An 11,697-nucleotide genomic window follows, 5' to 3' on the forward strand; every position below is an offset into this window, starting at 1 on the left:
ATAATTTAAACAATATGGGAATTAATTTAACAAATTTTTTATCATCTCAATCAAAAAATACTAAAATGATTGATTTTCAAGACCTTGATCATTTAGATGGTCTTTCAATTTCAGTTGTTTCTGCAAATTTATATAAAGATATCAGAGACGATTTAACAATGTTCTATTTCAGAGAAGGTGCTAATTATGCTTCTGTTTATACTCAATCAAAAATAATATCAGAAAATATAAAATGGAATATTAACCAAAGACCAAAAAAAATATATTCTCTTATTATAAATACAAGAAATGCCAATGCTTTCACTGGAAAGCAAGGGTATGAAAGTTTAAAAAAAATAGCAGATTTAACTGCGAAAGAATTAAATAAAAAACAGGAAGAAGACGAAGAGAATCCAAAGAAAATTTTTTCAAAGAATATAATATTTGGTTGTACTGGTACTATTGGAGAAATTTTTCCATATGAAAAAATTTCTAACAATATTCCAAATCTAATAAAAAAAATTACTTATACTCAAAATAAATTCATTTGGATGAAGGCAGCACTTGCAATTATGACTACGGATACAAAGCCAAAATTAGCTATGGAGGAATGTTTTATTGGAAGTGAAAAAGTAAAAATATATGGAATTGCTAAAGGTTCAGGAATGATACATCCGAATATGGCCACAACACTTGCGTATGTATTTACTGATGCAACTTTATCTAATGACGTTTTAGGAAAGCTATTAAAAAAAAATATAACCAATACATTTAATGCTATTTCTTGTGATGGAGATACCAGCACAAATGATATGGCAACTATCTTTGCAACTAATGAAGTTAAAAATTCTCAAGTAAAAAGTGTGAATGAAAATAAAATTAAAAATTTTGATAAAGCATTAAATAATGTTCTTTTAAATTTGGCCAAAAGAATTGTTTCAGATGGTGAAGGAGCATCAAAATTTATAACAATTAATGTTAGCAAATGTAAAAATGATATAGATGCAAAAAAAATTGCTTTATCTGTTGCAAATTCTCCACTAGTAAAAACCGCAATTTCTGGAGAAGATCCGAATTGGGGCCGAGTTATAATGGCAATCGGTAAAGCTGGGCCTAAAATTAATTTAAAAAAATTATCTGTTAAGTTTGGAAATATAACAATTGTAGAAGGTGGAAAATTAAATCAAAGTTATGATGAAAAACAAACAGCAAATTATATGAAATCTGAAAATATAGAAATAAACATTGAAGCCTTCACAGGAAATAAAAACTTCACAGCTTATACTATGGATTTAACAAAAAAATATATTGAAATTAATGCAGACTATAGAAGTTAACTTATTGAAAACCCAAATTTTATAATTAAGTAATAATCATGATTAAATATAAACTTTTTTGTAAAGAATGTAATTTAAAATTTGATAGTTGGTTTGCATCTTCAAACGAGTATGAAAGACTAAAAAAGAAAAAACTTTTAAATTGCCATAATTGCAATTCAGAAAAAGTTGAAAAAACAATTATGGCACCTCAGCTAATAAGTAATAAATCAAAAACTGATGAAAAATTAAACTTAGAAAAATATAATAAAGTAAAAAAAACTATAAAAGATTATCAAAAATTTATTAAAGATAATTTTAATTATGTTGGTGATAATTTTGCTTATGAAGCGAGATCAATTCATTACAATGGTAAAAAAAAATCAAAGGGTATTTACGGTAGTGCATCAAAGGAAGATTTGAAAGAATTAAAAGAAGAAGGTATAGATGCTCAAATGATCCCTTGGATAGATGAAAAAGAAAATTAGTTTTTAATAAACTTTGCTATATAGTTTACAGATAAATCTCTAGAAATACTCCATTCATCCTTAATAATGTTAAAATTCATACCCTCTAATTTGTTTAGAGATAAATCATATTTCATTAAAATTTTTTTAAGATCTTCAGGTTTAACAAATTTTTCCCATTCGTGTGTTCCAATTGGAAGCCATCTCAAAACATACTCTGCTCCAACAATTGCAAAAACATATGATTTTAAAGTTTTATTTATTGTTGCAACGAACATTAGTCCATTTTTTTTTAAAAGTTTTGAGCAAGACTTTAAAAAAAAATCTACATCCTCTACATGTTCAACAATTTCCATATTTAAAATTACATCAAATTTTTTGTTAATTTTAAGCTTTTCAGGCGATGAACATAAATAATTAATTTTTAGTTTATTTTTTTTTGAATGGAGTTTTGCAATTTTTATATTTTTATCAGATGCATCGATACCTGTAACATTTGCTCCCAGTCTTGACATTGGTTCGGATAGTAACCCTCCACCACATCCAATATCTAAAATATCTATTCCTGATAAAGGTCTTAATTTATTTTTTAATTTGAAATTATTAATAATATTTTCTTTTATATATTTTATTCTTGTTGGATTAAATTTATGAAGTGGTTTGAATTTACCCTCTGGATCCCACCATTCATTGGCCATTTTAGAAAATTTATCTATTTCTTTTTTATTTACACTAGTCATTGTGATAAATAGTTGACATAACAATTTAGATGTATTTTATCCATTATTTATTAAATATTAATAATTAAAGCTAGCATGAAAACTATCGTTTTAAAATTTGGTGGAACATCTGTAGGAACTATAGATAGAATTAAAAAGGTATGCAAAATAATTGCTTTTTACAAAAAGAAAAAAAATAAGTTAGTAGTTGTTTCATCGGCAATGAGTGGTGTGACAAATGAGTTAGTTAATAAATCTAAATTGATAAGTAGCAATTTTGATAGAGCAGAATATGATGTATTAGTTTCGACTGGAGAGCAAGCATCATGCGCACTTATTGCTGGTAGACTAAAACATAATGGGTTTAAATCGAGATCTTGGACATCATGGCAATTACCTATTTTAACAGATGGTCCTCATTCAAGTGCAAGGATTAGTTCAGTAGGTATCAAAGAACTAAATAGATATATAAACTCAGGTGGAATACCTATAATCACAGGATTTCAGGGTGTAAGTAAAGATTTAAGAATAACAACAATCGGAAGAAGCGGATCTGATGCAACTGCAATTATGCTTGCAAAATTTATTAAAGCTGATGAGTGTATAATATATACTGATGTAGATGGAGTTTATACTACTGATCCAAGGCAGTATAAAAAAGCAAAAAAAATTAAAAAAATTTTTTATGACGAAATGTTAGAAATGGCATCTCTCGGTTCAAAAGTAATGCAGCCTACTTCGGTTCAGGATGCAAAGCTGAATAAGATTGATGTTAAAGTAAAATCTTCATTTGTATCAAAATCTGGCACCTTAATAACTAATTCTAAAAAAGCATTTAGTGACCAAATTATTACTGGAATTTCATCAACAAAAAATGATGCTAAAATTACAATTGTAGGAGTAAAAGATAGACCTGGTGTTGCTGCTTCTATTTTTAAACCATTATCAAAAAATCTTATCAATGTAGATATGGTAGTTCAAAATATATCTTTAGATGGAAAAGAGACAGATCTTACATTTACTATAAAAGCTGATGATTTAAAAAAAACAGAAAAATTAATTAAACAAAATAAAAAAATATCTTTTAAAAAATTATCTTTTGATAAAGGTGTTTCTAAAGTTTCAATCATCGGTGTTGGTATGATAACGACTCCTGGTATAACATATAGAATGTTCCAGGCACTAGCCTCAAAAAAAATTAATATTTTGGTTATTTCTACCTCAGAGATAAAGATTTCAGTTCTAGTTTCTGTTAAGCATGTTAAAAGAGCAATAGCTGCTTTACATAAAGAATTTAAATTAGATTAATTATAATGAGTTTAAGACCATTTAGAGATATTAAAAGAAGAAAAACAAAAGTTATAAATGTTGGAAATGTAAAGATTGGGGGAGACAATCCAATCTCTGTTCAATCAATGACGAACACTTTAACTACGGATGTTAAAGCAACCATTAAACAAATTAATGATATAGCTGAGGAAGGTGCTGATATTGTAAGAGTGTCTTGTCCAGATGAAGACTCTTCAAAAGCATTAAAAGAAATAATAAAACATGTATCAATACCAGTAGTTGCAGATATACATTTTCATTACAAAAGAGCTATTGAGGCAGCAGAAAATGGAGCTAGCTGTTTAAGAATTAATCCAGGAAATATTGGAGATGAAACAAAGATACACGAGGTATTGAAAGCAGCAAAGAGTAATAATTGTTCAATCAGAATTGGAGTAAATGCAGGTTCTCTGGAAAAAGATATTTTAGAGGAATTTAAAGAGCCTTGTCCAGAGGCATTAGTTAAAAGCGCTTTAAGAAATATAAAAATTTTAGAAGATAAAGATTTTTTAAATTTTAAAATAAGTGTCAAATCATCAGATGTATTCCTTTCGATAGCAGCATACAGACAATTGTCTAAAGTTATAGATTATCCTCTACATCTTGGAATTACAGAGGCAGGAAGTTTTGTATCTGGGAGCATAAAATCATCCATAGGGCTTGGTAGTTTATTAATGGATGGAATTGGAGATACTATTAGAATTTCTTTATCTGACAACCCAACTCAAGAGGTAAAAATTGGTAATGAGATATTAAAATCACTAAATCTGAGAAATAGAGGAGTAAAGATCATTTCTTGCCCTTCTTGTGCAAGACAAGCATTTCAAGTAATCGATACTGTCAAAATATTAGAAGAGAAACTAGCCCATATAAAAACACCAATAACACTGTCAATTATTGGTTGTGTTGTTAATGGACCAGGAGAAGCTGCAATGACAGACATAGGAATTACTGGAGGGGGAAAAGGAAATAATATGCTTTATTTATCCGGTGTTCAGAAAGAAAAAGTTTTGACTGATGACATAATTAATAAAGTTGTAAGCGAAATTGAGAAAAAAGCATCTGAACTAGAGAACTAATTATGATACCCTTAAAAACAGTTAAGGAATTATTAATAAGACATTCATCCATAGAAAAAGACTTATCCACTGGTGGATTAGATAACAAGTTATTTGCTGAAAAATCAAAAGAATACTCAGATTTAAATGAGATAGTTGGAAGTGCCAAAGATTACATTTCTTTTCAAACTGAAAAAGAAGAATTGGAGAAAATATTAAATGATAGCTCTGCTGATGGAGAGTTAAAAAAAATGGCAGATACAGAATTGATAGATTTACAAAATCGATATGAAGCTAATGAAAAAAAATTAAAATTATTTTTGCTGCCAAAAGATGAAGCAGATAAAAAAAATGCTATTATTGAAATAAGAGCAGGGACTGGTGGATTAGAAGCAAGTTTATTTGCATCAGATTTATTTAAAATGTATGAAAAAGTTAGTCATAAAAAAAAATGGTCTTTAGAATTAATCTCAATATCTAGAAGTGATGCAGGAGGTTTAAAAGAAGTTATAGCTTCAATAAAAGGTACTAATATCTATTCAACACTAAAGTATGAGAGTGGAGTTCATAGAGTACAGAGAGTTCCAGACACCGAAACTCAAGGAAGAGTTCATACATCAGCAGCAACAGTAGCTGTTTTACCTGAAGCAGAAGATGTAGATTTAAAAATAAATGATTCTGACTTAAGAATAGATGTATTTAGAGCAGGTGGACCAGGTGGACAATCTGTTAATACGACAGATAGTGCTGTAAGAATTACTCACATCCCGACTGGTTTAAGTGTATCTCAACAAGATGAAAAATCACAACATAAAAATAAAGCTAAGGGAATGAAAATTTTGAGAGCACGTTTATATGAATTGGAAAGATCAAGAATTGACCAAGAAAGATCTCAAGACCGTAAGACAAAAATCGGTACAGGTGACAGATCAGAAAGAATAAGAACTTACAACTTCCCTCAAGGAAGAGTTACAGATCATAGAATAAATTTAACTCTTCATAAATTAGATGAATTTTTAGAAGGAGAAGTATTTGATGAAATGATTGAATCTTTGACACTACAAGCGCAAGAGGAAAGTCTTAGTAACTTAAAATAATATATGAATATTAATTTGGCTATAAATGAGGGTTCAAAAATTTTAAACAGTAAATTTATACCTAACCCACTATTAGATGCTGAAATTTTAATGGCTAAAATAATTAATAAAGATAGAAATTATATTTTACTAAATTACAGCAATCCTATTAATAAAAATGATTTAAATAAATTTTTTAAGTTAATTGAAAAGAGATCTTTAGGAAAACCTGTAGCATATTTAATTAAAAAAAAATCTTTTTGGAATTCAGAATTTATTATTTCGAATGATACATTAATTCCAAGACCAGATACAGAACTCGTTGTAGAAAATACATTAAAGTTAACAAAACAAAGAAATAAATTAAATATTTTGGATATAGGAGTTGGTTCAGGCTGTATTCTTCTTTCAATTCTTAAAGAAAGAAAAGATTTTATCGGTACCGGCATAGATATAAGTGAAAAATGTCTTAATATAAGTAAAAAGAATGCAATTAATCTTAAAGTTAGTTCTAGAGTAAAATTTTATAAATCAGATGTTGACAAATTCAATTTAGGAAAATATGATTTAATTGTTTCTAATCCTCCTTATATTAATACATGTAAAATTAAATATTTGGAAAGAGATGTTGCTGAGTTTGAACCAAAACTAGCTTTAGACGGTGGATTAGATGGTTTATCAGAAATCAGAAAAGTAATTAAAAAATCTTCTGAACTGATAAAAAAAAATAGCAAATTTATTTTAGAGATCGGATTTGATCAAAAAAATAAAGTAATTAATTTATTAAAAAAAGAAGGTTTTTATATAAATAGTATCCAAAAAGATTATGCAAATAATGATCGGTGTATAGTTAGTACAAAAATATAATTATTAAATTATGGTAACATTTAGAAATAATAGCAATAACAATAGAAAAAGTGGCTTCAGAAGAAATACTAGAAATTTTAAAACGAATGGTGATGCTCCGAAATTTAACTCTAACTTTTCAAATAATGATAATTTCAAAAGAAAAGCTCCTGGAAGAAATAATCATAATGCACCTAAATTAATAGAAAAATACAATGATTTAGCAAGAGAGGCGCTTTCAAACGGAGATAAAATTTTATCTGAGAATTATTTACAGCATGCTGATCATTTTACAAGAATACTTAACGAAAGAGAAAGTTTTAAAAGAGAGAAGTTTTCTGAAAGTAGATCTGAAAATAATACTGAAGTTACTGAAGAAAATAATGAAAATTTAGATCAAAATTCTACAGATAAAGTAGGTGCATCCGAAGATAAAAATAAAATTCAAAAAACTGCAAAAGCCCAAGTGGAAGTAAATTAGTTTATTCCCAATATTTTTTCTGATTTAAGAACATCCAATTTAATTTTGTTCGTTTCAAATAGTTTTCGCTCTTCACCTTTCAATATTTTACCTGATGGAAGTTTAAGTTTTTGTGAATTTACTTTTTTTCCATTTACAATCACCTCATAATGTAAATGAGGACCGGTAGATTTTCCTGTGGAGCCAACGTAACCAATAGTTTGTCCTTGCTTAACTCTTACACCAGGTTTAATACCACGAGCAAATTTTGACATATGGGCATAAACTGTTTGATAAGTTGAATTATGTTTTATTTTTACACAGTTTCCTCCTCCTCCACACCATCCGGCTTTTTTTACTATGCCATCCCCAGATGCCATTATTGGAGTCCCGATAGGTGCAGCAAAATCAGTACCTCTATGCATTTTATTGTAACCATCTATAGGATGTTTTCTCATTCCAAATGGAGAAGAAAGTCTTGCACCGTTAATTGGTGTCTTCATTAATGCTTTTTTAACACTTTTACCATTTCTATCATAGTGACCTACACTTCCTTTATTATCAAAATAATATAAATTATTGTCTTGTCCACTGAGCTTTAGGTTCGCAAACAGAATTTCACCTGTTTCTATAAGTTCATTTTGTTCATTTAAAAAAATTTCATACATAATTTGAAATTTATCATTTTTTCTAATATCTCTTTGAAAATCAACTTGAAATCCATAAATACCCGCGAAATCAATAATTGTATTAGCAGGAATTTGTTTGTCAGTAGCTGCTTTGTATAGACTTTGAGCTATTAAGTTTTCTTTATATATTATTTTTTTATTTAATTTTATTGAAATAATTTCTTTATTAAAATTGTCTCCTATAACATTTCTTTTTAGATAAATTTTTTGAGTATTAGAAGTTTGATATATAAATTCCTCAATTTTGTTGTTTGTTTTATCAAGACTAAATTGTATTATTTGTTTAGTATTTAATTTATTAAGATTTATTTTTTTTTTAAGAGAGGTTTTAATTTTAATTATTTCTGACTTCTCAATTGAATAGCTTTCCAAAATTTTATCAAATGTTTCACCTGATTTAATTTTGTGTTTAACTTTTTTATATTTTGGTTCTAGATTATCAATTAAGTAACTTAATGTTTTTGTAAAGTAAACATTATCAATAAAATTAGTATAAGTTTTTTCGTTCAAATTTTTTTTATAATTAAAATAACTTGTGGCTATAGCAGTTATAAAAATTAAGATAATTAATCCAAAAATTTCAAAATTTTTTTTAAATTTAAATTTAAAATTATTAAGCATATATTTTTGATAGACGATCAATTAATAGTTTAGGGGTGAATAAAAATCAAAAAAAACCCTTTAAAATGTGGTATTTTTGTTGTTTTTTTTGTTCTTAAATGCTTGATTTCCTTTATTTTTAGCCTATAAGCACTGAACTTTCTCAGTAAAATTATTGTTTAAACAATAAATAAGTGAGGATTATTGAGCCTTTTTTGCTCAATTAGCTATTTAAAGCGTTAAAATTTAAGAAGAGAAGTGTGGACGGTTAAGGTTACCAAAATTTGTCGTACACACTTCAATCACATATAAATTTTATTCTTAGAATTTATATGGAAGCTAGTGTGCGCCGTTTTTAAACTTGAGAGTTTGATCATGGCTCAGAACGTACGCTGGCGGCACGCCTAACACATGCAAGTCGAACGAAGTAGCAATACTTAGTGGCAGACGGGTGAGTAACATGTAGGTATCTACCCTTTGGCCTGGAATAACACGAGGAAACTTGTGCTAATACCGGATAAGTCTTTACGGAGAAAGCTTTATGCACCATTGGATGAGCCTGCACTTGATTAGTTTGTTGGTGGGGTAATGGCCTACCAAGACTGTGATCAATAGCTGATTTGAGAGGATGATCAGCCACATTGGGACTGAGACACGGCCCAAACTCCTACGGGAGGCAGCAGTGGGGAATCTTGCACAATGGAGGAAACTCTGATGCAGCGATGCCGCGTGAGTGAAGAAGGCCTTTGGGTTGTAAAGCTCTTTCGTCGGGGAAGAAAATGACTGTACCCGAATAAGAAGGTCCGGCTAACTTCGTGCCAGCAGCCGCGGTAATACGAAGGGACCTAGCGTAGTTCGGAATTACTGGGCTTAAAGAGTTCGTAGGTTGTTGAAAAAGTTGGTGGTGAAATCCCAGAGCTTAACTCTGGAACTGCCATCAAAACTTTTCAGCTAGAGTATGATAGAGGAAAGCAGAATTTCTAGTGTAGAGGTGAAATTCGTAGATATTAGAAAGAATACCAATTGCGAAGGCAGCTTTCTGGATCATTACTGACACTGAGGAACGAAAGCATGGGTAGCGAAGAGGATTAGATACCCTCGTAGTCCATGCCGTAAACGATGTGTGTTAGACGTTGGAAATTTATTTTCAGTGTCGCAGCGAAAGCGATAAACACACCGCCTGGGGAGTACGACCGCAAGGTTAAAACTCAAATGAATTGACGGGGACCCGCACAAGTAGTGGAGCATGTGGTTTAATTCGAAGATACGCGCAGAACCTTACCAACACTTGACATGTTCGTCGCGACTTTAAGAGATTAAAGTTTTCGGTTCGGCCGGACGAAACACAGGTGCTGCATGGCTGTCGTCAGCTCGTGTCGTGAGATGTTGGGTTAAGTCCCGCAACGAGCGCAACCCTCACTTTTAGTTGCCATCATTTAGTTGGGCACTCTGAAAGAACTGCCAGTGATAAGCTGGAGGAAGGTGGGGATGACGTCAAGTCCTCATGGCCCTTACGTGTTGGGCTACACACGTGCTACAATGGTATCTACAACAGGAAGCAAAACCGCGAGGTTAAGCAAATCCTTAAAAGATACCTCAGTTCGGATTGCACTCTGCAACTCGAGTGCATGAAGCTGGAATTACTAGTAATCGTGGATCAGCGTGCCACGGTGAATGCGTTCCCGGGTCTTGTACACACCGCCCGTCACACCATGGGAGTTGGTTCTACCTTAAGGCAAGGTTTCAAACCCTTGACCACGGTATAGTCAGCGACTGGGGTGAAGTCGTAACAAGGTAGCCGTAGGGGAACCTGCGGCTGGATTACCTCCTTTCTAAGGATGAATAAAAATTAGTTTTTATTCTAAATAATATACATAGGTAATGTTGACCGTCCTCATTTCTCTTCTTAAAGTAGTGTTTCTCTTGCATGGGGGCCGGTAGCTCAGTTGGTTAGAGCACACCCTTGATAAGGGTGGGGTCGAAAGTTCGAGTCTTTCTCGGCCCACCAAATAGATCATGGGGGATTAGCTCAGCTGGGAGAGCGCCTGATTTGCATTCAGGAGGTCAGCGGTTCGATCCCGCTATCCTCCACCAAAACACTTAGTTATAAAAAATCGTGAAAAAAAAATTAATATCAATATCTATATCCGAACATTAGTAATGTTATTAGCTAATGTTCAAAAAAAATTTGATTCAACACAGAATTTTTTTCTGTGCATAAATCAAGCGTTTAAGGGCGTGTAGTGGATGCCTTGGCACTGAAAGCCGATGAAGGACGTGATATACTGCGATAAGTTTCGGGGAGCTGTATGTAAGTTTTGATCCGAAAATTTCCGAATGGGGAAACCCACCACTTTATGTGGTACTTTAAACTGAATACATAGGTTTAAAGAGACAACCTGGAGAACTGAAACATCTAAGTAACCAGAGGAAAAGAAATCAATTGAGATTCCGTTAGTAGTGGCGAGCGAACGCGGACTAGGCCAGTAATTTTGTTAAAAAAATTTGAATAGTTTGGAAATGCTAACCATAGAGGGTGATAGTCCCGTATGAGTAATGTTTAACAAAATTCTTGAGTAAAGCGGGACACGTGAAATCCTGCTCGAATACAGGGGGACCACCCTCTAAGCCTAAATACTCTTCAGTGACCGATAGTGAACTAGTACCGTGAGGGAAAGGTGAAAAGAACCCCTATTAGGGGAGTGAAATAGAACCTGAAACCGCATGCCTACAATCAGTCGAAGCTCTTTTTAGAGTGACGGCGTACCTTTTGTATAATGGGTCAGTGACTTAATTTATTAAGCAAGCTTAAGCCATCTAGGTGTAGGCGTAGCGAAAGCAAGTCTTAATAGGGCGATTAGTTTAATGAATTAGACCCGAAAACGAATGAGCTTACCATGAGCAGGTTGAAAGTAAGGTAACACTTACCGGAGGACCGAACCAGTTGACGTTGAAAAGTCTTTGGATGACTTGTGGTAAGGGGTGAAAGGCCAACCAAATTCGTAGATAGCTGGTTTTCCGCGAAAACTATTTAGGTAGTGCGTTGAATAAATAGACGTTTAGAGGTAGAGCACTAAATGGGCTAGGGGGAAGAGATTCTTACCAAACCTAATAAAACTCCGAATGCTAAACGTTGTTCTTCAGCAGACAGACTGTGG

The 11,697-nt window shown here is 31.6% G+C and carries 9 protein-coding genes, 2 tRNA genes and 2 rRNA genes (1 of these 13 only partly in view); 11 read left to right on the forward strand and 2 right to left on the reverse strand.

Features of this window, described 5'->3' with window-relative positions:
* Nucleotides 1-14 precede the first annotated feature (14 nt).
* Both argJ and AMO08_RS03100 read left to right on the forward strand, forming a co-directional pair.
* The gene (argJ, locus tag AMO08_RS03095; protein ID WP_075485028.1) at nt 15-1,316 is read left to right on the forward strand and encodes a bifunctional glutamate N-acetyltransferase/amino-acid acetyltransferase ArgJ; all 1,302 of its coding nucleotides are present in this window, start codon (nt 15-17) and stop codon (nt 1,314-1,316) included.
* 38 nt (nt 1,317-1,354) lie between these two features.
* Nucleotides 1,355-1,783 (forward strand): DUF1178 family protein, encoded by a 429-nt coding sequence (locus tag AMO08_RS03100; protein WP_075485031.1) that lies wholly within the window; start codon nt 1,355-1,357, stop codon nt 1,781-1,783.
* Here AMO08_RS03100 and ubiG read toward each other — a convergent pair.
* On the reverse strand, nt 1,780-2,502 hold the full coding sequence (gene ubiG, locus AMO08_RS03105; protein ID WP_075485034.1) for a bifunctional 2-polyprenyl-6-hydroxyphenol methylase/3-demethylubiquinol 3-O-methyltransferase UbiG: 723 nt from the start codon (nt 2,500-2,502) through the stop codon (nt 1,780-1,782). The two genes, AMO08_RS03100 and ubiG, sit on opposite strands and share 4 nt — an antisense overlap.
* Nucleotides 2,503-2,577: 75 nt before the next feature.
* Here ubiG and AMO08_RS03110 point away from each other — a divergent pair, with 75 nt between their 5' ends.
* Genes AMO08_RS03110 through AMO08_RS03130 form a run of 5 tightly spaced genes read left to right on the forward strand, consistent with a single transcriptional unit; the run spans nt 2,578 to nt 7,271 of the window.
* Nucleotides 2,578-3,789, forward strand: a complete 1,212-nt coding sequence (locus AMO08_RS03110; RefSeq protein ID WP_075485037.1) for an aspartate kinase — start codon at nt 2,578-2,580, stop codon at nt 3,787-3,789.
* Between the two features lie 5 nt (nt 3,790-3,794).
* Nucleotides 3,795-4,889: a flavodoxin-dependent (E)-4-hydroxy-3-methylbut-2-enyl-diphosphate synthase gene (gene ispG / locus AMO08_RS03115; protein WP_082255015.1), complete on the forward strand. Its 1,095-nt coding sequence runs from the start codon at nt 3,795-3,797 to the stop codon at nt 4,887-4,889.
* Between the two features lie 2 nt (nt 4,890-4,891).
* Nucleotides 4,892-5,965 (forward strand): peptide chain release factor 1, encoded by a 1,074-nt coding sequence (gene prfA, locus AMO08_RS03120; protein WP_075485043.1) that lies wholly within the window; start codon nt 4,892-4,894, stop codon nt 5,963-5,965.
* A gap of 3 nt (nt 5,966-5,968) precedes the next feature.
* The gene (prmC, locus tag AMO08_RS03125; protein WP_075485046.1) at nt 5,969-6,811 is read left to right on the forward strand and encodes a peptide chain release factor N(5)-glutamine methyltransferase; all 843 of its coding nucleotides are present in this window, start codon (nt 5,969-5,971) and stop codon (nt 6,809-6,811) included.
* A 10-nt stretch (nt 6,812-6,821) separates the two neighbouring features.
* Nucleotides 6,822-7,271, forward strand: coding sequence for a DUF4167 domain-containing protein (locus AMO08_RS03130; RefSeq protein ID WP_075485049.1), 450 nt, complete (start codon nt 6,822-6,824; stop codon nt 7,269-7,271).
* Here AMO08_RS03130 and AMO08_RS03135 read toward each other — a convergent pair.
* A complete protein-coding gene (locus tag AMO08_RS03135; RefSeq protein ID WP_075485052.1) occupies nt 7,268-8,560 on the reverse strand; it encodes a M23 family metallopeptidase in 1,293 nt (430 codons plus the stop codon). The two genes, AMO08_RS03130 and AMO08_RS03135, sit on opposite strands and share 4 nt — an antisense overlap.
* Nucleotides 8,561-8,896: 336 nt before the next feature.
* Here AMO08_RS03135 and AMO08_RS03140 point away from each other — a divergent pair.
* From AMO08_RS03140 to AMO08_RS03155, 4 genes are all read left to right on the forward strand, one after another.
* A 16S ribosomal RNA gene (locus AMO08_RS03140) occupies nt 8,897-10,371 on the forward strand.
* 99 nt (nt 10,372-10,470) lie between these two features.
* Nucleotides 10,471-10,547 (forward strand) — tRNA-Ile (locus tag AMO08_RS03145).
* 10 nt (nt 10,548-10,557) lie between these two features.
* Nucleotides 10,558-10,633: transfer RNA gene (locus AMO08_RS03150), tRNA-Ala, on the forward strand.
* A 126-nt stretch (nt 10,634-10,759) separates the two neighbouring features.
* Nucleotides 10,760-11,697, forward strand: a 23S ribosomal RNA gene (locus tag AMO08_RS03155); its annotated part runs 1,806 nt beyond the window's last position; the annotation flags it as partial.

The sequence above is a fragment of the Candidatus Pelagibacter communis genome, from assembly GCF_001180205.1.
Taxonomy (GTDB): domain Bacteria; phylum Pseudomonadota; class Alphaproteobacteria; order Pelagibacterales; family Pelagibacteraceae; genus Pelagibacter; species Pelagibacter ubique_O.

Excerpts from the sequence above, each read along its gene's own strand:
- argJ (WP_075485028.1), top strand. The coding sequence starts at position 15 with ATGGGAATTAATTTAACAAATTTTTTATCATCTCAATCAAAAAATACT.
- AMO08_RS03100 (WP_075485031.1), top strand. The coding sequence starts at position 1,355 with ATGATTAAATATAAACTTTTTTGTAAAGAATGTAATTTAAAATTTGAT.
- ubiG (WP_075485034.1), bottom strand. The coding sequence starts at position 2,502 with ATGACTAGTGTAAATAAAAAAGAAATAGATAAATTTTCTAAAATGGCC.
- AMO08_RS03110 (WP_075485037.1), top strand. The coding sequence starts at position 2,578 with ATGAAAACTATCGTTTTAAAATTTGGTGGAACATCTGTAGGAACTATA.
- ispG (WP_082255015.1), top strand. The coding sequence starts at position 3,795 with ATGAGTTTAAGACCATTTAGAGATATTAAAAGAAGAAAAACAAAAGTT.
- prfA (WP_075485043.1), top strand. The coding sequence starts at position 4,892 with ATGATACCCTTAAAAACAGTTAAGGAATTATTAATAAGACATTCATCC.
- prmC (WP_075485046.1), top strand. The coding sequence starts at position 5,969 with ATGAATATTAATTTGGCTATAAATGAGGGTTCAAAAATTTTAAACAGT.
- AMO08_RS03130 (WP_075485049.1), top strand. The coding sequence starts at position 6,822 with ATGGTAACATTTAGAAATAATAGCAATAACAATAGAAAAAGTGGCTTC.
- AMO08_RS03135 (WP_075485052.1), bottom strand. The coding sequence starts at position 8,560 with ATGCTTAATAATTTTAAATTTAAATTTAAAAAAAATTTTGAAATTTTT.